The sequence below is a fragment of the Paenibacillus popilliae ATCC 14706 genome, assembly GCF_000315235.1.
Taxonomy (GTDB): Bacteria; Bacillota; Bacilli; order Paenibacillales; family Paenibacillaceae; genus Paenibacillus_B; species Paenibacillus_B popilliae.
This window is the reverse complement of the sequence record NZ_BALG01000458.1, coordinates 1-476: the sequence shown is the minus strand read 5'-3', so window position 1 is coordinate 476 and position 476 is coordinate 1. Positions and strand designations below refer to the sequence as shown.

The window sequence follows — 476 nt, the reverse complement described above, 5'->3', positions numbered from 1 at the left end:
ATATATTGGCTCGGACGGAGCCATCAGGGAGAGATGAGGTTACGAACTCGATGATCTGAGAAGCCCCTAGCTTTAGCTATGGGGAGTCGTCACGGGTTGATTTTTATCCCTTGCGTAGTAATATATGTTATTGAATGATATAGAAATCTATGGGAGGGCTTTTAAAATGCAAAAGAAAATGATCTCGCTATTCCTTGCAATTATCCTTTGTTTTTCGTTATCAACTTCAGTATTTGCCGGACGTCCGGTAGATCAAAAAACAGAGACATTTGAAAGACCATTTACGATGACAAATTATGGTGGATTAAAGGATACACGACAATTGATTACGTCCGAGGGACAGGGAAAATAACAAAAACGACAGCGAGAAGTGCTTTGTTGGTCATGTTGGTAGCTTTCAAATATCGTCTCTATCCAAACAAAGAGCAGCGCGAAAAAATCGATTTCATTCTCGAACGTTGCCGTTTGCTATATAA

Annotated in this window: 2 protein-coding genes; both read left to right on the top strand. The window is 39.9% G+C overall.

Features of this window, described 5'->3' with window-relative positions; all coding sequences use genetic code 11:
• The first annotated feature begins 166 nt into the window (after positions 1-166).
• Positions 167-352, top strand: a complete 186-nt coding sequence (locus PPOP_RS18210; protein WP_042229976.1) for a hypothetical protein — start codon at positions 167-169, stop codon at positions 350-352.
• 32 nt (positions 353-384) lie between these two features.
• A partial coding sequence (locus tag PPOP_RS26200; protein WP_006288368.1) for a helix-turn-helix domain-containing protein occupies positions 385-476 on the top strand: 92 nt, incomplete at its 3' end.